The organism is Klebsiella sp. RHBSTW-00484, from assembly GCF_013705725.1.
Lineage (GTDB): Bacteria > Pseudomonadota > Gammaproteobacteria > Enterobacterales > Enterobacteriaceae > Klebsiella.
In genome coordinates, this window is record NZ_CP055481.1 from 5,957,532 (window position 1) to 5,978,957 (window position 21,426).

The 21,426-nt window shown below is 53.8% G+C and carries 22 protein-coding genes; 10 read left to right on the forward strand and 12 right to left on the reverse strand.

Annotated elements, in window-relative coordinates:
* Positions 1 to 55 precede the first annotated feature (55 nt).
* The gene (ubiD, locus tag HV213_RS28045) at positions 56 to 1,525 is read right to left on the reverse strand and encodes a 4-hydroxy-3-polyprenylbenzoate decarboxylase (protein WP_181484097.1); all 1,470 of its coding nucleotides are present in this window, start codon (positions 1,523 to 1,525) and stop codon (positions 56 to 58) included.
* Positions 1,526 to 1,702: 177 nt separating this feature from the next.
* On the opposite strand from ubiD, the gene rfaH reads away from it, so the two are divergent.
* Positions 1,703 to 2,191, forward strand: coding sequence for a transcription/translation regulatory transformer protein RfaH (rfaH, locus tag HV213_RS28050; RefSeq protein WP_110277484.1), 489 nt, complete (start codon positions 1,703 to 1,705; stop codon positions 2,189 to 2,191).
* 8 nt (positions 2,192 to 2,199) lie between these two features.
* Here rfaH and tatD read toward each other — a convergent pair whose 3' ends face one another.
* The 8 genes from tatD to rmuC form a co-directional block, all read right to left on the reverse strand.
* On the reverse strand, positions 2,200 to 2,994 hold the full coding sequence (tatD, locus tag HV213_RS28055; RefSeq protein WP_181484098.1) for a 3'-5' ssDNA/RNA exonuclease TatD: 795 nt from the start codon (positions 2,992 to 2,994) through the stop codon (positions 2,200 to 2,202).
* A gap of 30 nt (positions 2,995 to 3,024) precedes the next feature.
* The gene (gene tatC, locus HV213_RS28060) at positions 3,025 to 3,798 is read right to left on the reverse strand and encodes a Sec-independent protein translocase subunit TatC (protein WP_181484099.1); all 774 of its coding nucleotides are present in this window, start codon (positions 3,796 to 3,798) and stop codon (positions 3,025 to 3,027) included.
* A 2-nt stretch (positions 3,799 to 3,800) separates the two neighbouring features.
* A complete protein-coding gene (tatB, locus tag HV213_RS28065; RefSeq protein WP_181484100.1) occupies positions 3,801 to 4,337 on the reverse strand; it encodes a Sec-independent protein translocase protein TatB in 537 nt (178 codons plus the stop codon).
* Positions 4,338 to 4,340: 3 nt separating this feature from the next.
* On the reverse strand, positions 4,341 to 4,592 hold the full coding sequence (gene tatA, locus HV213_RS28070) for a Sec-independent protein translocase subunit TatA (RefSeq protein ID WP_181484101.1): 252 nt from the start codon (positions 4,590 to 4,592) through the stop codon (positions 4,341 to 4,343).
* A gap of 276 nt (positions 4,593 to 4,868) precedes the next feature.
* Entirely contained in the window at positions 4,869 to 6,509 is a 1,641-nt protein-coding gene (ubiB, locus tag HV213_RS28075; protein WP_181484102.1) for a ubiquinone biosynthesis regulatory protein kinase UbiB, read from the reverse strand.
* The gene (gene ubiJ / locus HV213_RS28080; protein WP_112217100.1) at positions 6,506 to 7,111 is read right to left on the reverse strand and encodes a ubiquinone biosynthesis protein UbiJ; all 606 of its coding nucleotides are present in this window, start codon (positions 7,109 to 7,111) and stop codon (positions 6,506 to 6,508) included. Before ubiJ ends, ubiB begins: the two co-directional genes overlap by 4 nt.
* A 13-nt stretch (positions 7,112 to 7,124) precedes the next feature.
* On the reverse strand, positions 7,125 to 7,880 hold the full coding sequence (gene ubiE, locus HV213_RS28085; protein ID WP_110277498.1) for a bifunctional demethylmenaquinone methyltransferase/2-methoxy-6-polyprenyl-1,4-benzoquinol methylase UbiE: 756 nt from the start codon (positions 7,878 to 7,880) through the stop codon (positions 7,125 to 7,127).
* A gap of 70 nt (positions 7,881 to 7,950) precedes the next feature.
* On the reverse strand, positions 7,951 to 9,399 hold the full coding sequence (gene rmuC / locus HV213_RS28090; protein WP_181484103.1) for a DNA recombination protein RmuC: 1,449 nt from the start codon (positions 9,397 to 9,399) through the stop codon (positions 7,951 to 7,953).
* A gap of 221 nt (positions 9,400 to 9,620) precedes the next feature.
* Here rmuC and HV213_RS28095 point away from each other — a divergent pair, with 221 nt between their 5' ends.
* The 6 genes from HV213_RS28095 to HV213_RS28120 all read left to right on the forward strand — a co-directional run bounded on the left by HV213_RS28095 (position 9,621) and on the right by HV213_RS28120 (position 15,246).
* Positions 9,621 to 10,370 carry an IclR family transcriptional regulator gene (locus tag HV213_RS28095; RefSeq protein ID WP_181484104.1) on the forward strand — a complete coding sequence of 250 codons (750 nt, stop codon included), beginning with the start codon at positions 9,621 to 9,623 and terminating at the stop codon, positions 10,368 to 10,370.
* Between the two features lie 37 nt (positions 10,371 to 10,407).
* Positions 10,408 to 11,379, forward strand: a complete 972-nt coding sequence (locus HV213_RS28100; RefSeq protein ID WP_181484105.1) for a 2-dehydro-3-deoxygalactonokinase — start codon at positions 10,408 to 10,410, stop codon at positions 11,377 to 11,379.
* Positions 11,380 to 11,392: 13 nt separating this feature from the next.
* Positions 11,393 to 12,019 (forward strand): 2-dehydro-3-deoxy-6-phosphogalactonate aldolase, encoded by a 627-nt coding sequence (locus HV213_RS28105; protein WP_181484106.1) that lies wholly within the window; start codon positions 11,393 to 11,395, stop codon positions 12,017 to 12,019.
* Between the two features lie 224 nt (positions 12,020 to 12,243).
* Positions 12,244 to 13,218 (forward strand): Bug family tripartite tricarboxylate transporter substrate binding protein, encoded by a 975-nt coding sequence (locus tag HV213_RS28110; RefSeq protein ID WP_181484107.1) that lies wholly within the window; start codon positions 12,244 to 12,246, stop codon positions 13,216 to 13,218.
* A gap of 15 nt (positions 13,219 to 13,233) precedes the next feature.
* A complete protein-coding gene (locus HV213_RS28115) occupies positions 13,234 to 13,734 on the forward strand; it encodes a tripartite tricarboxylate transporter TctB family protein (RefSeq protein ID WP_228288580.1) in 501 nt (166 codons plus the stop codon).
* A gap of 12 nt (positions 13,735 to 13,746) precedes the next feature.
* On the forward strand, positions 13,747 to 15,246 hold the full coding sequence (locus tag HV213_RS28120) for a tripartite tricarboxylate transporter permease (RefSeq protein ID WP_181484108.1): 1,500 nt from the start codon (positions 13,747 to 13,749) through the stop codon (positions 15,244 to 15,246).
* Positions 15,247 to 15,317: 71 nt separating this feature from the next.
* On the opposite strand, the gene udp is transcribed toward HV213_RS28120, so the two are convergent.
* On the reverse strand, positions 15,318 to 16,079 hold the full coding sequence (gene udp, locus HV213_RS28125) for a uridine phosphorylase (protein WP_003828923.1): 762 nt from the start codon (positions 16,077 to 16,079) through the stop codon (positions 15,318 to 15,320).
* Between the two features lie 460 nt (positions 16,080 to 16,539).
* Here udp and HV213_RS28130 point away from each other — a divergent pair, with 460 nt between their 5' ends.
* Both HV213_RS28130 and HV213_RS28135 read left to right on the forward strand, forming a co-directional pair.
* Positions 16,540 to 17,352 carry a dienelactone hydrolase family protein gene (locus HV213_RS28130; protein WP_181484109.1) on the forward strand — a complete coding sequence of 271 codons (813 nt, stop codon included), beginning with the start codon at positions 16,540 to 16,542 and terminating at the stop codon, positions 17,350 to 17,352.
* A 200-nt stretch (positions 17,353 to 17,552) separates the two neighbouring features.
* Positions 17,553 to 18,710, forward strand: coding sequence for an integrase core domain-containing protein (locus tag HV213_RS28135; RefSeq protein WP_181482744.1), 1,158 nt, complete (start codon positions 17,553 to 17,555; stop codon positions 18,708 to 18,710).
* Between the two features lie 167 nt (positions 18,711 to 18,877).
* Here the strand turns inward: HV213_RS28135 and HV213_RS28140 are convergent, their stop codons facing one another.
* Entirely contained in the window at positions 18,878 to 19,549 is a 672-nt protein-coding gene (locus HV213_RS28140) for a transporter substrate-binding domain-containing protein (RefSeq protein ID WP_181484110.1), read from the reverse strand.
* 59 nt (positions 19,550 to 19,608) lie between these two features.
* Complete coding sequence (locus tag HV213_RS28145; protein WP_181484111.1) at positions 19,609 to 20,334, reverse strand: GntR family transcriptional regulator; 726 nt, start codon at positions 20,332 to 20,334, stop codon at positions 19,609 to 19,611.
* 145 nt (positions 20,335 to 20,479) lie between these two features.
* Here HV213_RS28145 and HV213_RS28150 point away from each other — a divergent pair, with 145 nt between their 5' ends.
* Entirely contained in the window at positions 20,480 to 21,274 is a 795-nt protein-coding gene (locus HV213_RS28150; RefSeq protein WP_181484112.1) for an amidohydrolase family protein, read from the forward strand.
* Positions 21,275 to 21,426: the final 152 nt, after the last annotated feature.

Consider the following 21,426-nt stretch of genomic DNA (forward strand, 5'->3'; position numbering starts at 1 on the left):
GCGTCCCCTCTATCGGGTCTATTGTGCAAAACAGCGGCGTTAGCCCCGCTTACTGTTATTTGAAGATGGCCAGTTCATCCCAGATGGCGTCGATACGTGCCGTCACCTCGGGATCTTTCTTAATGGGACGACCCCACTCGCGCTGGGTCTCACCAGGCCATTTATTTGTGGCATCCAGCCCCATTTTTGAACCCAAACCGGAAACCGGTGAGGCAAAGTCCAGGTAATCAATTGGCGTGTTTTCTACCAATACCGTATCACGCGCCGGGTCCATTCGGGTAGTAATCGCCCAAATCACGTCATTCCAGTCGCGCGCGTTAACATCGTCATCGCAGACAATCACGAACTTGGTGTACATGAACTGCCGCAGGAACGACCAGACGCCCATCATCACGCGCTTAGCGTGACCAGCGTACTGTTTCTTCATGGTGACCACCGCCAGGCGATAGGAACACCCTTCCGGCGGCAGGTAAAAATCGACAATTTCAGGAAACTGCTTTTGCAGAATCGGCACGAAGACTTCGTTCAGCGCGACGCCCAATACCGCAGGTTCATCCGGCGGGCGTCCGGTGTAGGTGGAGTGATAAATCGCATCTTCCCGCTGGGTGATATGTGTGACGGTAAACACCGGGAAGCTATCCACTTCATTGTAGTAGCCAGTGTGATCGCCATATGGCCCTTCGGGCGCCAGTTCCCCGGGTTCGATATAACCTTCCAGCACGATCTCCGCGCTGGCCGGCACTTCCAGGTCGTTAGAAACGCACTTCACGACTTCAGTTTTTGTTCCGCGCAGCAAGCCCGCAAACGCATACTCAGAAAGGGTATCCGGAACCGGTGTCACCGCACCGAGAATGGTCGCCGGATCGGCACCCAGCGCCACGGAGACCGGGAAACGTTCGCCAGGATGCTCTGCGCACCACTCCTGGAAATCCAGCGCGCCGCCGCGATGGGACAACCAGCGCATAATCAGCTTGTTCTTGCCAATCAGCTGCTGGCGATAGATGCCCAGATTTTGCCGCTCTTTATGCGGACCGCGAGTGACCGTGAGCCCCCAGGTGATAAGCGGTGCGGCATCTTCCGGCCAGCAGGTCATGATCGGGATTCGGGTCAGGTCTACATCATCGCCCTGGATAATTTTCTGCTGACATGGCGCGCCGCGCAGGCGCTTAGTCGGCATGTTCAGTACCTGTTTGAACTGCGGCAACTTATCGAACAGATCGCGAAAGCCTTTTGGCGGTTCCGGCTCTTTCAGGAAAGCCAGAAGTTTACCCACTTCCCGTAACGAACTGACGTCCTCCTGCCCCATCCCCAGCGCAACGCGCTTTGGCGTGCCAAACAGGTTGCACAACACCGGCATGGAGTAGCCTTTCGGGTTTTCAAACAGCAGGGCTGGGCCGCCAGCACGCAAAGTGCGATCGGCAATTTCGGTAATTTCCAGGTGAGGATCGACCGGCAGGGAGATCCGTTTCAATTCCCCCTGCTGCTCCAGTAATGTCAGAAAATCGCGTAGATCGTGGTATTTCATGGAGTTGTTATTGACCTCTATACAGGCGGCTGATTATACGGCGTTCATCAGGGCGATGCTGTATTTTTGTTAAATTAGCGTGAAAGAACGCTGAAATTTCGTTTTCATCCGCAATGATTTCGCGATCGCATCGGGCTTTTGTTATGCTTGCTGCCAGTAGCTGTGGAAAGAGTCATTATGCAAGCCTGGTATTTACTTTATTGCAAACGTGGGCAGCTTGAACGCGCCCAGGAACATCTCGAACGGCAGGCCGTCAATTGCCTGATGCCAACGATCGAACTGGAAAAAATTGTCCGCGGTAAACGCACGACGGTCAGCGAACCCCTGTTCCCAAACTATCTGTTTATCGAGTTTGATCCAGAAATTATTCATACCACCACCATCAACGCGACTCGCGGTGTGAACAGCTTTGTGCGTTTTGGCGCACTGCCCGCTATCGTGCCGTCCGCCGTCATTCATCAGCTCTCCATCTACAAGCCGGAAGGCATTACCGATCCGGAAACGCCTCATGAAGGCGATAACGTGCTGATTACTGATGGTGCCTTTGAAGGTCTACAGGCAATCTTTACCGAACCGGACGGAGAAGCCCGTTCTATGCTACTGCTAAATCTGCTTAACAAGCAGGTATTGCAGAGCGTCAAAAATACGGACTTTTATAAAATCTGACGACGCGCTTAAAAGCGCACGCCAAAGAGTCTTCTGACGTTAGCATCGGTGACTTCTTCCAGCCACTTCGCGTCTTCCCCACGCCACCCTGCGATACTCGCCAAAATATGCGGCAAATAAGCAGGTTCATTCCGGCGGGAAGACGGTTTCGGGCGCATATCGCGCGGCAGTAGATAAGGCGCATCGGTCTCAACCAGCAGACGGTCGACCGGAATATCAACCAGCAACTCTCGCAGTTCCATCCCTCGACGCTCATCGCACACCCAGCCGGTGATACCAATGGATAAACCTCTATCCACACATTCACGCATCTCTTCGCGCGTACCGGTAAAGCAATGCACCACTGCCCCCGGGAGCTTATCGAGCCAAGGCGTCAGCAGGGCCAGGAAACGCTCGTGCGCATCGCGGCAGTGCAAAAACACCGGCATCGACAGCTCCGCAGCCAGCGCCAGTTGAGCACTAAACGCCGCTTCCTGCTCCTGCGGCGTAGAAAAGTTACGGTTAAAATCCAGTCCGCATTCACCAATCGCGACGACTTCCTGCTCGCGGGCCAACGCAAAGACTGCCGCCGCGACGGATTCCGTCCAGGTGCTACTGTCGTGTGGATGAACCCCGGCGGTTGACCAGCAGCCAGAGTAGCGGCGCGCCATCTGCTGCGCCTGCGCGCTTTCATGCAGGTTCGTTCCCGTCAGCAGCATGCCAGTGACTCCTGCCGCCTGCGCGCGGGAAACAACCTCATCGCGATCGCGAGAAAACTGCGAGCTGGTCAGATTTACGCCAATATCAAACATCACTACTCCCATATGACAACCGCCCTTGCGGGCGGCTGGTATTTATTCTTCTTTGCCCTGCGCCTCTTCGGCGGCGGCATCTTCATCACGCGTCATGCGCTTGCCTGTATAGAATCGCGCGAAGAAAACCCCGACTTCGAATAGACAGTACATCGGGATCGCCAATAGCGTTTGCGAGAAGACATCCGGCGGTGTCAGCAACATCCCAACGACGAATGCGCCAACCAGCACGTAGGGCCTTTTCTTACGCAGATCGTCCGGGGTTGTTACCCCCATCCAGCACAGCAACACGATGGCCACCGGCACTTCGAACGAGACGCCAAAAGCGATAAATAACGCCATGACAAAATCGAGATAACTGCGGATATCGGTTGAAACCTGTACCCCTTCCGGCGCGGCGTGCGTCAGGAAGCCAAACGCCAGCGGGAACACAACGAAGTAAGCAAAAGCCATACCGATGTAAAACAGCAGCGTGCTGGAGACCAGCAGCGGCATCACCAACCGACGTTCATGCTTATACAGCGCAGGCGCCACAAAGGCCCAGACCTGGTACAAAATGACCGGCACCGACAAAATGATCGACACCATAAAGGTCAGCTTGATCGGCGTGAAGAAAGGCGAGGCCACGTCCGTGGCGATCATCGTTGCGCCGACCGGCATCTGCCGAATAAGCGGCGCAGAAACCAACTGATAGATATCGTTGGCGAAATAAACCAACGCCAGGAAAATCACCAGAATCGCGAGAATGCTGTTGATCAAGCGTTTACGCAGCTCAATCAGATGCGTAATTAGCGGTTGTGTATCGTCTACGCCCATGTTTACTGTTTATCACTCGATGCGGGGGAGGAATCGGAAGCTGTCACGGCGACTTTCTCTTTCGCAGACGGAAGTTCTACCTGCGAAACAAGGGGTTCTTCAGCAACGCTTTCAGGGACGTGCTCTGGCGCGCTGGCCTGATGTTCAGCCGTCGCTGGCGTGATGTCTTTGCGCTGCTCTTCACTACCCTGCACTACCGGGTTATGAATCGTGTTGGCTTCGTCGCTGGCTTTTTCAGGATCGTTGGCGGTGTAGGAGCGCTTCATGGATTCAGCCGCTTCGCGTAGTTCGTCCATCGATGCCTTTAGCTCAGGGGTCAGATTATCCAGGCTGGCCTTTTCCACTTTCTTCAGGCTTTCCTGGAACTCCTGCAGCTTTAATTCCTGGGTTATTTCATTTTGCACGGTAGCCGCCAGAGACCGCAACGTGCGGATCCAACTGACTACCGTTTTTACCGCGACAGGCAGTCGCTGTGGCCCCAAGACGATGAGGCCAATCACGAACACCAGCAGTAGTTCACTAAAACCGATATCGAACACGAATTACACCTGCTCTTTGTCGTGGCGTTTGGTCTCGTCTTTCTTTGCTTCATCCGGTTTTTCAGCGAGGGTTTTCGCCGCAAAATCGGCATCAGGCGCGGATTTCTCCGGTTTATCTTCGTCGCTCATGGCCTTTTTAAAGCCTTTGATCGACGCGCCTAAATCCGAACCGAGCGAGCTCAGCTTTTTTGTCCCGAAAAGCAGAACCACGATGACGACAACAATGAGTAACTGCCAAATACTGATACCACCCATACACATTCCCCTATGCCAGATGATGAATTATTAGGACGCATTATATACAGTCATACTTCAAGTTGCATATGCGTTGGCTGCGGATTACTCGGCACATCCATGTGCCTCGCCCTGACGGGCCGTCGCAAGCAACGTTCAAATCCGCTCCCGGCAGATTTGTCGTTTACCCGAATCACTTACCACAGTAAGCTCATCGGGATGCGCTCACTTGCCGCCTTTCTGAAACTTGAATTATTTATGTATGCATATTATGCGCAGTGATAAAGGCGACTGCCGTCAGTTCGTCTTTCGCCAGCCGATAAGCCAGGTTACGACGCCAGCGGCCATCAGCCAGCCGGGCATCATGCCCCATTCCGGGCGGTGGATGAATAACAGCGTACCACTCAGCAGTAAAACCGCACCTATACCAAACAAGTAACGAGACTGCCCCTGGCGCACATGCCGCACCCGGATGTCACGCACGATGGTATCGACGCTATTCTGCAACTGCTTGCTTTGTTGCAAGCTTTGGTACACCAGCTCAGGTATTTCCGGCATTCTCTCAATCCAGAACGGCGCTTTTTCTTTAAACGCGCGCACCAGCGCCGGAATGCCAACCTGATCCTTAATCCACGACTCCAGGAACGGTTTCGCCGTTTTCCACAAGTCTAACTGAGGATAGAGCTGACGGCCTACCCCTTCTACGTAAAGTAATGTTTTCTGCAACAGAACCAGCTGCGGCTGCACTTCCATATTGAAGCGTCGCGCGGTGTTAAACAGGTTCAGCAGCACATGACCAAAGGAGATCTCCGCCAGCGGCTTTTCAAAAATAGGCTCGCAGACGGTGCGAATGGCAAACTCAAACTCTTCAACGTTGGTATCCGCAGGTACCCAGCCAGAATCAACGTGCAGCTCCGCAACTTTGCGATAATCACGGTTAAAGAAGGCGATGAAGTTTTCCGCCAGGTAGCGCTTATCCTCTTTGTTCAGCGAGCCGACAATACCGCAGTCGATACCGATGTACTGCGGGTCCTCCGGGTGTTCATAGCTGACAAAAATATTGCCCGGATGCATATCAGCATGGAAGAAGCTGTCGCGGAAGACCTGGGTGAAAAAGACCTGCACGCCGCGCTCGGCCAGCAGCTTCATGTTGGTATTTTGCGCTTCCAGAGCAACGACATCGGAAACCGGAATGCCGTAAATCCGCTCCATCACCATCATGCCTTCGCTGCAGTAGTCTGAATAAACCTCAGGGACATAGAGCATTGGGCTGTCTTCAAAGTTGCGGCGCAATTGAATGGCGTTGGCCGATTCACGCAGCAGGTTGAGTTCATCCAGCAGCGTTTTCTCGTATTCGCGAACTACTTCCTGCGGGCGCAGACGACGACCGTCCGGCAGCAGACGCGGTACCCAGCGCGCGAGGCGATAGATGAGTTTCATATCCGCTTTGATAACCGGCACAATATCCGGGCGGATCACCTTGATGACCACCTCTTTGCCATTCTCTTTCAGGCGCGCAGTGTGTACCTGGGCGATAGAGGCAGAAGCCAGCGGCTCGATGGAGAAATCGTCAAACCAGGCCTCCACCGGCAGGCCGCCCATCGCTTGCTCAATTTGCTTTTTGGCCTGCAGGCCGTCAAACGGCGCGACGCGATCCTGCAACATAGCAAGCTGATCGGCGATTTGCGGCGGAAACAGGTCGCGACGAGTTGAGAGCATCTGACCAAACTTAATCCACACCGGTCCCAGCTCCTGCAACGCCAGACGCAAGCGCTCGCCGAGAGGTTTTTCTTTGTGGCGGTTTGGCATCCAGAACAGCATACGTCGCCAGATTCGCAGCGGCAGCGTGATGCGCATTTTGGGGATGAGCTCATCAAGCCCGTAGCTCAAAAAGGTGCGGATGATGAAATACAGGCGCCGTAGTTCTCCTGGCGTCATTTGCCCTCCAGCGTTTCCAGCCGTTTTTCCAGCGCGGCCAGGGCTCGTTCCACAGCAGCGGTTTCCTCAACAAACCAGGCCAGCTCCAGCGGTCCCGGTGCCAGACGCCACTCTTCGGTGATCGCCTCCGCGACATAACGCTGCTGGCGCTGAGCGCCCTGTAAAAGAAAGCGAGTGCCGCCGCGTAATACTTTACTGAAGCCTTCCGCAACGATATCGCCAGTATACGGGGCCAATAGTTCAGCCGGGTCGAATTCAGCCAGATCGCACAGGGTGACGGTATTTTGTACCACCTGCAAATCCCCCTGCACTTCGAGATCGCCGCTGCGAATCAGCGCCGTCAGCTGCTGGCGGTTACGTAATTGCGGGAGCACGCTGAGGCGGGTAATCACGGTACAATCGGCTTCGCCTTCCCATGCGCCCAGCACGTCTACCTGACGCTCGCTAAAAACCAGCACCACGGGTGCGGAAAGTTCTTGCAACTCGACGCGCAGCACTTTCCCCAGCAGCCGCTGCCGGGCAGGTTTAAGCGCCTGGTCGCGCCAGAGGAAAGTATTCAGGACCGTCTCAATACCGGCGGAAACCAGTGATTTGAAAGGCATAGCGTCCCTCCTGTCAGAACTTGTAACCGCGGTGCAGCGCAACGATACCGGCCGTCAGGTTGTAGTAGTCGACGCTTTCAAAACCTGCGTCCTGCATCATGCCTTTCAGGGTGTCCTGATCGGGGTGCATTCGAATAGATTCAGCAAGATAGCGATAGCTTTCGGCATCTTTTGCAACCAGCTCGCCCACGCGCGGCAAGATATGGAAGGAATAGGCATCGTAGGCTTTGCTCAGCGGCTCCATTATTGGCTTCGAGAACTCCAGTACCAGCAGGCGACCGCCCGGTTTGAGCACGCGATACATAGAGCGCAGCGCTTTTTCTTTATCGGTGACATTACGCAGGCCGAAAGAGATAGTGATGCAGTCAAAGGTGTTATCTGCAAAAGGTAGCGCTTCAGCGTTAGCCTGGACATATTCCACATTACCGATAATGCCGATATTACGCAGCTTTTCGCGGCCCATCTTCAGCATAGAATCATTGATATCCGCCAGCATCACGCGGCCGGTTTCGCCCACCAGACGGGAGAATTTCGCCGTCAGGTCGCCGGTACCGCCGGCCAGATCCAGCACGGTCTGCCCACGACGGACGCCGCTGCAATCGATGGTGAAACGCTTCCACAAACGATGAATACCGAACGACATTAAATCGTTCATCACATCATATTTTGCAGCTACAGAATGAAATACATGCGCCACCATGTCAGCTTTCTGTTCTTTGGCGACAGTCTGAAAGCCAAAATGCGTCGTTTCTTGTGAATCCTCAACCATCTCAATGCCTGCTTGCTTATCAAGAAAATGTTTGTCGAGTGTAACAGGTTTAGCGCGCTTCCCATACGCTTCAACGCGGCTGAGAGCGGCCATCGTATACTGCAGCTGCCGCGGAATCTGATGAAAAATCGTTATCTTCCGGTGGGTTGTCTTCGTCCTCAAGACGGTATTCATCATCCTGCGCTGTGGCCTGTTCGACTAAGTCAGGATTAATCCCACGTTTGACCTCCACGCCCAGTCCGCGGAATGATTCCGCCTGAACGAGCAGATTACCGCGCCCGGAAGCGAGCTTTTTCATCGCCTGACGGTAGTTATCCTGCGCTTTATCGAGACTCTGCCCAATGGCGGACATATCGTCGACAAACAGGCGCATTTTGTCATACAGGCGCCCCGCTCTTTCGGCAATTTTCTGCGCGTTACGGCTCTGATGCTCATAGCGCCACAGGTTAGCGATGGTACGCAGCGCGACCAGCAGCGTAGTCGGACTAACCAGCATAATGTTGTTCTTCAGCGCTTCGCTAATCAGCTCCGGCTGACGGTCAATCGCCAGCAGGAAGGCGGGTTCAACGGGGATAAACATCAGAACGTAGTCGAGCGATCGCAGCCCCGGCAGCTGTTGATAATCCTTGCGACCCAGCAGACGCATATGATTGCGGACGGAAGCAATATGCTCCTGTAGTGCGGTCTCGCGGGTGTAATCATCATCGGCATTAAAGTAGCGTTCATAGGCGACCAGTGTCATCTTGGCATCAATAACCACATCTTTGCCCTGCGGAAGACGCACGATCACATCCGGCTGCATCCGTGAGCGGTTGTCGGTTTCGATGCTCACCTGCGTTTGATATTCGTGGCCCTCCCGCAGCCCGGAAGCTTCCAGCACGCGGGTCAATACCACTTCCCCCCAGTTGCCCTGAGTTTTGTTATCGCCCTTCAGCGCGCGCGTCAGGTTTAGCGCTTCCTGCGCCATTTGCGCATTGAGCTGCTGAAGATTACGGATTTCATGGGCCAGAGTGTGACGCTCCCGCGCCTCCTGACCGAAACTCTCCTGAACCTGACGACGAAAACCATCCAGTTGCTCGCGTAACGGCGTCAGCAGGCCGTGCAGGCTCTGGCGATTCTGCTCATCCACCCGTCGGTTGCTGTGCTCGAATATTCGGTTTGCCAGATTCTCGAACTGCTCGCTAAGGCGCTGCTCGCTGTTGACCATCTGGCGAATTTTATCTTCCGCATGCAGTTGCGTGGATTCAAGGCGGGTAGTCACCTCACGGAGATCGGCCTCCAGCGAGGTGTTGATATCACGCAGGCTGCGCAGTTCGTTATTGAGCAGCTCGCACTCTTCGCGCCAGTGGGACTCCTGCACCAGTTGTTGGCGGGCAGCGCTCAGCTCAATATCCAGCTCGCGACGCTCTTCGATGAGGTCGGCTCGGATTTGGTCGGCGCGCGCTTTGGTCGCCAGCCAGCCCACAATCAGCCCAGCGGCCAGCGCCACAACGGCACTAATAATAATCGAGATATCCACAACGCCCCCTGCGGCAACCACTTACGGCACAAAATAGAATTGTGCTGTACAAACGTCCAGTTTAAAAGGAATTTTCTGCGAGCTTCCACGCAAAGTCATGTTCACATCATCAAATCCCACATATCGGGACGACATCTTATAAATCGGGAATTTGTGCGTTTAATCACCGTTATCGCTCTTGAGGTAAGACAGAGTAACCACAAAATAAGAGGGCTTAATGGATGCTAAAAGAGACGCAGCACATTGCAGGAGCACAGACATTACTCCGTGGATTAGCGGTGATTGATGCCGTGGCAATGGGGCACAGAGACTTAAAATCCATCAGCGAATTCACCGCCACGCCCAGGAGCACGGCGCATCGTCTGGCTTCCGCACTCGTGGAACAGCGCTATCTGCGCTATGCCGCAAATGTCGGCTATGACCTCGGCCCTCGGCTAATTGAACTGGGCGCGCGAGCCCTGGATACCATCTCACTACCGGCACTGGCTCGCCCATGGTTACAAAAGCTCGCCGATAGCACCAAAGACACCGTGCATCTGGGCGTGCGCGAAGGTGATGAAGTGCTGTATCTGGAGAAAATTAACAGTCAGCGGGGACTGGAAATGCGTTCCCGTCCAGGCCACCGGATGCCGCTGGCGCTAACCGGAATCGGCAAGGCCTTGTTGATCAATGATTCTGAGGATGACCTGCGGGATCTCTTTCTTCGCCAGGGCACAGAGCACTCTCTGCAGCGCTTTCTGACCTGTATGCAGCGTTACGCCCATGGCGGTTACGCGTTCGACCTGGAAGAAAACGAACCGACCATTCGCTGCGTAGCGGCTCCAATCTTTGATGCCCACAATCAGCTCATCGCCGCCATATCCGTCGCCAGCACCGCGACCTATATGTCACGGGATCGAATGGATGCCCTGATTCCGCTGGTCCGTTCCCATGCAGGCCATATTTCGGCGGAGCTTGGCTGGGCGGGTTAACCGACTCGCCACTTTTAACAAGGAGGTAAGAATAATCATGGATAACCACACGCGTTTATTAGCACTGGACTGGGGAACGACATCGCTGCGCGCCTGGCGCCTTGGCGATGACGGCCAGCAGCTTGAGTCCAGAGATCTTCCCTACGGGATCATGAAGTTACCCGCCAACAAAGGGGGGAGACTCGCGGCGTTCCAGGAGGTCTTTCTCGCGGCCTGCGGCGACTGGCTACAGACCACCGGCTGCCGGGAAGTTATCGCTTGCGGGATGGTTGGCAGCGCCCAGGGCTGGAAAGAAGCCGCTTATTTACCGTGTCCAACGGGCCTGACTGACCTTGCTAAACAGCTCTGTTCACTGGAGGTATCGCCTGCAATACGCCTTTCAATCATTCCGGGTCTGGCGGTTAATGGTGACGATCCGGAAGTGATGCGCGGTGAAGAAACGCAAGTTTTCGGCATCCTGTGCAGCCAGAGTGAAGATAGCGGCGAAATGATTATCGGCATGCCGGGAACGCATTCCAAATGGGCGCTGGCGCAGCATAACCACGTGCTGGGGTTCCGCACATTTATGACCGGCGAACTCTTCGATGTCCTGAAAAATCACTCCATTCTTGGCGCCACAATGCAGCCCTCGCCAGAAACAGACTGGCAGGTATTTGATGATGGCGTCGCGACAGCTATCCGCCAAAAAGAAGCAGGGCTGCTTTCCACGCTCTTCTCGACGCGCACCAAACTGCTGGCCGGACAAATCTCAAGCCAACAGCAGTCTGACTATCTTTCCGGACTGGTTATCGGCCATGAGCTTGTTGGCTTGCGCCAGACGCTACTGGCTGATGAGGAACGACGCCTGAACACGCCGATCGTACTGACCGGCAACCCAACCCTGTGCGAACGCTATCAGCGAGCCTTTCGTCAGACGATAGCGGATCGCCCAATTCAGTTTATCGCTCAGGCCACCGTGGCTGGCCTGTGGCAAATCGCTTTACGCGCCAGGCTTATCCACGGCGCATAACGGAGAGACACAGATGGATTTGACCGATTGCATTAAAGAACATGGGCTTATCGCCATTCTGCGCGGAATCCAAACCGCGGAAGCGGAAGAGGCAGGCCTCGCGCTGTATGAAGAAGGTTTTCGTCTTATTGAAGTTCCGCTCAACTCCCCAACGCCCTATGACAGCATTCAACTGTTACGCCAAACGCTGCCGGAAGATTGCGTGATTGGTGCCGGAACGGTGATGACCTTCCGGCAGGTCGAGCGGGTAAAACAAGCCGGGGGACAGCTGATTGTGATGCCCCATAGCGACTGTGCGGTAATCGCCGCCGCTAAAAACGCAGGTCTGCTTTGCACCCCTGGAGCCGCTACGTTGACGGAGGCCTTTGCCGCTATAGAACACGGTGCGGATGCGGTCAAAGTGTTCCCGGCCGAGCAGATAACACCCGCGGTGATTAAAGCCTGGAGAGCCGTCGTACCGCCCCACATTCCCCTTCTCCCGGTTGGCGGCATCACGCCGGAAAAAATGCAGGATTACCTCAGCGCAGGCGCGGATGGATTTGGTCTGGGCGGAGCGCTTTATAAGCCAGGCGACAGCGTAAAAGAGGTTCGTCAGGCCGCCAGGGGGTTTATCTCTGCCTGGCAACAACGCGTACGTTAAATGTACCGATATATAAGCCCTAAATAATTCGAGTTGCAGGACAAGGCACTTGTGCCTTGAACAGCGCTTGCGCTGGCCCCGAAGGGGCGAGGCCATAGGCCGAGTAACGCGGCAAGAGAGTGAGTCTCCAGGAGCTTACTGAAGTAAGTGACTGGGGTGAGTGAACGCAGCCAACGCACAAGCAACTTGAAGTATGACGGGATAAACAATGATAAGGGATTACTATGATTAGACATCTTACCAGGCCATTACAATGCCTCTCTGCAGTACTCGTGGCCGGAACGCTGCTAAGCACATTACCTGCGCAAGCGGCTAAATATCCGACCAAACAAATCGATCTTGTGGTGCCTTATTCCGCCGGTGGCGGTACCGACCTGGTCGCCCGCGCCTTCGCCGACGCCGCAAAAACACATTTGCCCGTCAGCATCGGGGTCATTAACAAACCCGGTGGCAGCGGTGCTATCGGCTTTACCGAAATCGCCACGGCCCGACCAAATGGTTATAAGATCGGACTTGGTACCGTCGAATTGACCACCCTCCCCAGCCTTGGAATGGTCAGTTTCAAAACCGACAGTTTTAAACCTATCGCTCGTCTGAACGCGGACCCTGCTGCTATCACCGTCAGCGCCGATGCGCCGTGGAATACCCTTGATGAATTCCTTAAATGGGCCAAAGAAAACCCCGGAAAAGTACGCATTGGCAACTCCGGTACCGGTGCTATCTGGCACCTGGCCGCAGCGGCTCTGGAAGACAAAGCGGGCGTGAAGTTTACCCACGTTCCTTACGATGGCGCTGCGCCTGCAGTGACCGGCCTGTTGGGCAATCATATCGAGGCAGTTGCCGTTAGCCCTGGGGAAGTCATCAACCATGTTAATGGCGGCAAGCTGAAAATACTGGCGATCATGGCGGATGAACGCATGAAGAGCATTCCTGATGTTCCCACGCTAAAAGAGCAAGGTATCGATCTCTCCATCGGTACCTGGCGTGGCCTGATCGTACCGAAAAACACCCCGCAGGATATCGTGGATACGTTGTCTGTTGCCGCCAAAGCCACGGCTGAAGAACCTGCTTTCCAGGATGCCCTGAATAAACTCAACCTGAACTATGCCTGGCTTGAGGGTGCCGCTTTCCAGCAGCAGATTAACGAGCAGCAGGCTTATTTTGCCGAGCTGTTGAGCAAACTCGGTCTGAAAAAATAACGGGCAGGTACGGTTATGTCGATAAAAGCTGAATCACCCTCTTTAACCGTACCGCATCGCCGTCTCTCCCCGGTCGTGATGAGCGTGGGAGTTTTACTGTGCGTGATTGCGTGCGCGGTCATCGTGACTGCGCACAATTTCCCGGCTACGGCGATCGAGACAGATATTGGCGCTGGCGCCTTTCCCCGGTTTTATGCAGGCGCGCTCATAGTGCTGGCAGGCCTGTTAGTGGCAAGCGACTGGCTAACAAACCGCGCCGCCGATGTTCACCACGAACCCTCCCACTGTGGCCGCGTTGCGGCAGGAGTCGGTATCGTCGCGGGATACATCGTACTGTTGAGCTTCGTGGGATACCTGATTTCAACGCCGTTTTTCTTAACCGCGCTGATGATAATCATGAACCGCAGACGGCCATGGCTGACGTTGACGCTCGCCATCGCTATCACCCTGATTCTGTGGCTGCTGTTTTCTATGGCGCTGCAGGTACCGCTGCCTGTGGGTTCTTTATTCGAATAACCGGAGCCTGAAATGTTTAGTAGCGATCTGTTATTACAAGGCTTCACGCATTTACTCTCCAACCCAATGGCGCTGGTGCTGGCGTCATTCGGCGTGATGTTGGGGATTATGATTGGCGCATTACCCGGCCTGACTGCAACCATGGGGGTGGCGATTTTGCTGCCCTTCACGTACGGAATGGACCCTGTGTCAGGGTTATTAATGATATGCGGCGTCTTTTTCGGCGGCGTTTACGGCGGCTCGATAACCGCCATATTGTTAAAAATCCCCGGCACGCCTGCTGCTGCTGCAACGGCGATTGATGGTTATGAACTGACCCGACAAGGTAAAGCCGGGATGGCGCTAAGCGCAGCGACGTTCTCGTCCTTCGGCGGCGGACTGTTGAGCATCATCGTACTGATATTTTTGGCTCCTATTCTCGCCGGATGGGCATTAAAGTTCAGCGCCTCCGAGTCCTTCGCCCTGGCCATATTTGGCCTGAGCATTATCGCCAGCATCTCCGGAAAATCGCTGATAAAGGGGCTAATTTCCGGCATCGGCGGTTTGCTTATTGCCACGATTGGCCTTGACCCGATGGGCGGTTTTCCGCGCTTCACCGGCGGTTTTGTCGAACTGATGAATGTGCCCTTTATCCCGGTGATGATTGGCCTGTTCGCCGCCTCCGAAGCGTTTAAGACGCTGGAAAAGGACGATGCGGTTCGCCATGGCGCAAAAGTGGTTATCGGCAGCCTTCTGCTTCCCTGGAAGGTTATGCGGCGACTGCTGGTGACGATTCTCCACTCTGCCGGATTGGGCATTTTCATTGGCATGATCCCTGGAGCCGGAGCCGATATTGCCGCTTTCGTTGCCTACAACGAAACCAAGCGGTTTAGCAAAACGCCGGAAAACTTCGGCAAGGGTGAAATTACCGCCGTCTCCTCCTGTGAAGCAGGTGCTAACGGCTGTACCGGCGGCGCGCTGCTGCCGATGCTGACGCTTGGGATTCCGGGGGATGCGGTTACCGCCATTATGCTGGGCGCGCTGACGTTACAAGGTATGCAGCCGGGGCCGCTGATGTTCACTGAGCACGGCGACATGGTGTACACGTTGTTTATCGGCATGATCTTTTGCTACTTCATGCTGCTGATTTTGGGTCTTCTGTCCCTGAAGGTGGTCAGTAATGTGGTCAAAATCCCAACCCATATTCTGACGCCGCTAATCCTCGCGCTTTGCGTCGTCGGCACCTATGCGCTGAACAATAGCCTGTTTGATGTCGGAATTATGCTGATCGCCGGGATCGTGGGTTATTTTATGCAAAAAGGAGGCTATCCGGCGTCACCGGTGGTTCTGGCGTTGATTATGGGGCCGATGGCGGAAAGCAACCTGCGTCGCGCGCTGTCACTCTCTGGCGGAAGCTGGGATTTTCTCTATAGTCGCCCGATCACGCTGGCGCTGCTGACGCTCGCGGCAGTTACCTTGCTCACTCCGGTGATACGGGGGCTATGGGCATTTCGTAAGAATTTACGGGCATAAGCATGATGGTTCTCCCGGAATTTAAGCCGGGAGAAAACTGTGGCCCCGGTAAAATAGCCGGGGCTTTTTTATTACAGCAGGCGGCGCGCTGCTTCCACGACGATTTTCACCGCATGGCTTTCGGTTTGCTTCATGGTTTCCGCGTTTGGAATTTCCTGCTGGGTACGGTTGACGATAACCCCGGCAACCATCCCGGCACGCAGGCCCTGGCTGGCGCACATGGTCAGCAGAGTGGCGGATTCCATTTCATAGTTCATCACGCCCATCGACTGCCACTCTTCCATCGAACCTTTAAAGCGGCTCACCACGCGGCCGGAGAAGGTGTCGTAACGCTCCTGGCCCGGATAGAAGGTGTCGGAAGAGGCAGTGACGCCGACATGAGTGGTCGCACCGATGGATTTCGCCGCTTCAACCAGCGCGGTAGTACATTCGAAATCGGCTACCGCAGGGAATTCCATTGGCGCGAAGTGCAGGCTTGCACCGTCGAGACGAACGGAAGCGGTGGTCACCAGAACGTCGCCCACATTAATGTGCGGCTGAATAGCGCCGGTGGTGCCAATGCGCAGGAAGGTACGGATACCCAATTGGGCCAGTTCTTCCACGGCAATAGAGGTAGATGGGCCGCCGATACCGGTAGAGCAGACAATCACTGCTTTACCATCCAGTTCAGCACGCCAGGTGGTGAATTCGCGATGAGATGCCAGTTTGACCGGCTTATCCATCAGCGCGGCGATCTTTTCCACACGCTCCGGATCGCCAGGGACGATAGCCAGCGTAGCCCCTTGTAAATCGTTCTTGGTGAGGCCGAGATGAAAAACATCAGACTTAGACATAAAAAACTCCTCTGTGGGTCGAATTATCAGCAGAAGCAAAACGGTACTTTACAGAAGCTGCTGAGACTATTTTGTGACACCAATCACCATGAATGAAATTCATTGCAATAAATTGCCATTGAATGGTGATTCAAATCACATTAATAAGTTAATCTGGAGAGTACTGAACAAAAGATAGCCTGTTTCGGGCACTGTGGTTTGTTAACGTCCGGTCTATAACCTAAATAATTCGAGTTGCAGGACAAAGCACTTGTGCTTTGAACAGCGCTTGCGCTGGCCCCGTAGGGGCGAGGCCGTGGGCCGAGTAACGCGGCAAGCAAGAGAGTCCCGATGAGCTTACTCAAGTAAGTGATTCGGGTGAGCGCGCGTAGCCAACGCACAAGCAACTTGAAGTATGACGGGTATAAAACGTCTATAGTTATCGATGCGCTAATACATTAATAAGGGTACGGAGAATACCATGACCACAACTAAGCAACCCGGCTTTGCACCTGCAGCCACGCCGCATGCCTCTACTGCCGTTCACACGTCAGATGAAAATATCATCTCCGGGGAGACATCAATCCCTTCTCAGGGAGATAACATGCCAGCCTTCCATGCCCGTCCGGGCAACATCGACGGTCCGCTACCGGTCGTCATCGTTGTACAGGAAATTTTCGGCGTGCATGAACATATCCGCGATATTTGCCGCCGTCTGGCGCAGGAAGGGTATCTGGCTATCGCACCAGAGCTGTACTTCCGCCAGGGCGATCCCAATGATTACAACGATATTCCTTCTTTATTTCAGGGGTTGGTCAAAAAGGTGCCGGATTCTCAGGTACTGGCTGACCTCGATCACGTCGCCAGCTGGGCTTCCCGCCACGGTGGCGATGCCCATCGTCTGCTTATTACCGGTTTCTGCTGGGGCGGTCGCATCACCTGGCTGTACGCCGCACATAACCCGCAGCTAAAAGCCGCCGTTGCCTGGTACGGCAAGCTGGTCGGTGAGAAAACATTAAACTCACCGAAACATCCGGTGGACATTGCCGTTGATCTGAACGCCCCGGTTTTAGGACTTTACGGCGCGAAAGATGACAGCATCCCGCAGGATACGATTGAAACCATGCGTCAGGCGCTGCGGGCCGCCAACGCTACGGCAGAAATCGTGGTTTACCCGCAGGCCGACCACGCCTTTAACGCCGACTATCGTGCCAGCTATCATGAAGAGTCGGCGAAGGACGGCTGGCAGCGAATGCTGGCATGGTTTGCGCAATATGGCGGGAAGCGAGGTTAACCCCGCAACAGACTCACAGCCGTCTGCGGTCCGGTAGCCCGGACAGATGCGCAGCATCGCCTCCGGGAAATGCGCTGGATCTGATGCTTTGGCATTGCTTCTTCCCGGTTCGCGCTGCGGTATGAACCGGAAACATGGGTAACACTTTAGACCGGATACATGGGTAACAGTTATAACTGACATAGAAGAGGAGACTCACTATGCCCTGGACTGAGACCCGACCTATGCAACGTCTTGATTTTATCCGTGCCTGCCATGCAGGTACGGGCTCCTTCTCTGCTCTTTGCCGTCTTTTCGGCATCAGCCGAAAAACTGGCTATAAATGGCTTGAACGTTTTGACCCTTCTGACCTCTCATCTCTCTCTGACCGCTCACGCGCTCCCCACTCCCACTCCCGGACTGTTCCTGATGATATCGTCGGGCATCTGACTGCCCTGCGTCAAAAACACCCTGACTGGGGGCCTAAAAAACTGCGGATGTGGTTGCTCAATCACCATGTCGATTTTACCGTACCTGCTGCCAGCACTATCGGCGATATCCTCAAGCGTGAAGGCCTGGTCCCGGATAAAAAGAGAAAACGCAGAACACCGGGTAATCGCCAGCCCCTGACCCTCATCACTGAGAACAATCAGGTCTGGAGCGCTGATTTTAAAGGCAAGTTCAGGTTGCTGAGCAGAGAGTACTGCCATCCCTTCACTCTGACCGACAATCACAGCCGATATCTGCTGAGCTGCCGTGGAACATTCCGGGAGAGTGAATCCTTTGTCAGAGAGTGCCTGACTGATGCGTTCCTGGAATATGGCCTGCCGGAAGTCCTCAGAACTGATAACGGTCAACCCTTTGCGGGAACAGGTATAGCCGGATTAAGCCGTCTTGCCGTCTGGCTAATCAAGCTGGGCATCAGACCGGAACGTATCAGAAAGGGTCATCCGGAAGAAAATGGCCGCCATGAGCGAATGCATCGCTCCCTGAAAAGTGCGGTGAAATATGGCAACACCTTCATGACGATGGCAGAACAACAGCGGTGGTTCAGTGACTACCGGGAAGAGTTTAACCACGAGAGGCCGCATGAAGCCCTGGCAGGCGCAACGCCCGGAACGGTGTGGCAACCGTCGGGCCGACAATGGGATGGCAGTGTTCCGGAATATGTGTATCCGGCAGGAGGCACGGTCTACAGGGTGAAATCGAGGGGAACACTTTATATGGGTAAAAAGGGGGCGGTGTTCCTGAGTGAAGCGCTGACTGACGAGTACATTATGCTGAAAGAACAAGATGATGGCCTGGAAGCCATCATCTTTAATGGAATAACGCTTGCGTACTATGACCAAAAAAACCAGAGTGTGCTCCGGATAGACTAAAAAGTGTTACCTATGTTCCCGGTCTGATCTGTCACCTATGTATCCGGTCATACACTGCGCTTAACCGGGCTACGGGTTCACCGACGCCTGCGGGCGAGTAGCCCGGACAGGCGTGTCAAGCGCCGCCTCCGGGAAAATATACCAGGCCTGATACATCAATGAAGGGATTAAGCATAAATATGGCGGGCGATCAGCGCCGCCAGCGTCCCATCCTGCTGCCACCGTCTCACCAACTCTTCCATCTGCTGATAATAGTGCGGGGCCGCGCGCGGCACGCAGATTGCCTGCTGAATCTGGCTATAGCTATCGGGTAGCACACGAACGCTATCTTGCCCCTGGGCGGCGGCTTCCAGCAGTTGACGAATATTCGCCATCATATCCCCCTCACCCTCCATGAAAGCACTGAGCGCCTGCTGAGTCGTGGGATATTCGCAAAGTCGGGCATGTTTTAAGGTGCGGATCAATGGCAATGAATAGGCAGAACCCCTTCCGACGTTAATCGTCACGCCTCCACGGTCCATCTCATGAACCGAATGTACCTCGCTATCGCGACGCACCAGAACAGTACAGTCGATAGTGAGATAGGGCGAGGTAAAACGCAGCTCGTTCTCACGCGCCGGATCCACCGCCAGAAAAGCAATATCCCATTGATTATTTACGGCATCATCAACGATGCGCTTTGCCGCAGGATAAGGTTCCAACAGCTCCGTCTGCTGGCAGGAGTGCGCAATTTTTCGCGCCAGATCGACCGTCAGCCCGCTCAGCTCACCGTCGGCTGACTGCTCTGCCAGCAAAGCATTGCCTAAATTAATTGCAAAACGTAAAGCTGATGATGGCATGGCTCGCTCCTTATCGGGTCGACTTAGAAAGCCGGACAGTTAAGGTGGTTGTTTAATCTCTATTTATCCCGATAGGTGCTGTACTGGAATTCATATTCTTCACGATACCAGGTTTCGCCCCACAGGATCAGTTTGTCATCGCCTGCCAGGCAAGTATGTTGACGCACCATCACCGGTCGGCTGCGTTTAATATCCAGAAATTTTGCCACTTCTTGCCCCGGCAACGCGACGCGAACCTGGTTATGAATGGTATGAATAATAATGCCCAGCTGTTGCTCAAATAGCGTCTGTAACGCCAGCGTTTCCAGCGAGGCGACGGCAATATTGGCCGCTATTTCGGCATCAAGATAGCGAATTTCGACCGCCAGCGGCTTCCCGTCGATAAGGCGTAAACGAACCAGACGGTATATTTTCGCACCGGCATTAAGCCGTAAATTTGCCAGTAAAGCCGGTGTTGACGGGACTTCGCCAAAGAAGAAAACCTGGTACTGAATAGAAAGATTACTTTCCTGCAAATCTTTCTCGAAAAAGCCAAGCTCTTGCTTTCTGACGCGCGTCACAATCGGCACAGTTTTGACAAACGTTCCTTTGCCGCGCACGCGCTCAATAAGCCCTTCGCTTAGTAAACCGTGCATCGCATGAACCACGGTGGCGCGAGTGGTGGAAAATTGTTGGGCCAGTTCATTCTCGGACGGCAGCTTATGACCAGGTGGATAATCCCCCCGCTTAATGCCGTTGCGAAGTTGTTCCTGGATCTGCACATAGATCGGTAAAACGTGAGCCATGTAGAAGTATCTCTATTTGCCAGGTTGTATAGTCAACTCAAAGTTGTATAGTCAACTACGCAACTTAAAGGTGGACATTCAGGCTCTCTACAGAGCCAGCAACAGCCATTTTATCGTTATCTCACTGAAAAAGGATAAAATTTAGATGCATTTTGATACTCATGCTCATGTTTTTACCACCGGTTTACCGCTGGCAGAGCATTGCCGCTATGTACCGGAGTACGATGCAGCACCAGCGCAATATCTTGCGCAACTGGATAAGCACCATATCGATAAAGCGATTCTGATCCAGCCCAGTTTTCTGGGTACCGATAATAGCTATATGCTGGACGCGATTCGCCAGTCGCCGGACCGTTTTTACGGCGTTGCGGTCATCGACCCTGATACGTCACTTAGCGAGATGGAAGCGTTAAAACAGCAGGGTATTATCGGTGTACGCTTGAATCTTATTGGCCAGGATCTTCCTGACTTAACAACATCGGTCTGGCAGCAGCATCTGCGTAATATAAAAGCGCTTGGCTGGCATATTGAACTTCATCGCCCAGTGGCGGATTTAGTCCCCCTACTTGGCGTACTGCTCGCCGCCGACGTAAAAATTGTGATCGACCACTTTGCTTTACCTGCTGAAAAAGAAAAAGATCCAGGATTTATTTATCTTCTCAAGCAAGCGGAAACCGGTAAAATATGGGTAAAAGTCTCCGCCAGCTACCGAAATGGCAGTGAACAAAAGCCAACAGATAATACAAAGATGCTAGTTCCATTACTGTTAAAACACTTTGGCCCTGAACGGTTAATGTGGGGCAGTGATTGGCCGCATACGCGCTACGAAGACAGCATGACCTATACGAAAGCAATAGATGAAATATATAACTGGGAATTAACAAATACTCAACGCGATAATATTTTTTGCCAAAGCGTTATAGAACTCATTAATAGTTGAGTATTAACCCAAAAACAATACAGCATATATCATTACAATAATATATATTTTGGCAAGGGTTGAACTCCCATTCACAAAATATATGAATAAAAACCGATATCAAAACCGTTATTTTCGGTTGCTGCCCCATTTCCGATAACACGGTAAAAGGA